Source organism: Schleiferilactobacillus shenzhenensis LY-73 (assembly GCF_000469325.1).
Lineage (GTDB): Bacteria > Bacillota > Bacilli > Lactobacillales > Lactobacillaceae > Schleiferilactobacillus > Schleiferilactobacillus shenzhenensis.
Genome location: NZ_KI271608.1, coordinates 1 through 389 on the forward strand (window position 1 = coordinate 1; position 389 = coordinate 389).

Sequence of the window (389 nt, forward strand, 5' to 3'; positions counted from 1 at the left end):
CGCATTATTCCCCAGCACGGCCGGTTCCTGGTGGAGGTCGTCTATCCTTCCGGCATCGCAGAGATCGTTTATCAGCCGGACAATGGCCGCTACCTGACGATTGACCCAGGCGTGGATAATGCCTTTGCCATGGCAACGAATGTCCCTGGTTTGACCCCGTGGCTGATCAATGGGAAGCCATTAAAGGCGGTGAACCAGCTCTATAACAAGACCCGGAGCCGGCTGGTCTCTGTCCATAAACTGAGCGGTCAGAATTACACTAGCCGGCGGCTGGACAATGTGGAATACAAGCGGGACCGCAAAATCGACAAGTTTGCTCATGAAGCAAGTCGGCGCATCGTTGCTTATGCGCTCAGCCATGAACTGAACACGATCGTTATTGGGTCCAA

At 54.2% G+C, this 389-nt stretch carries 1 protein-coding gene; it reads left to right on the forward strand.

What is annotated here, in order from left to right:
- A partial coding sequence (locus L248_RS13150) for a transposase (RefSeq protein WP_040536873.1) occupies positions 1–389 on the forward strand: 389 nt, incomplete at both ends.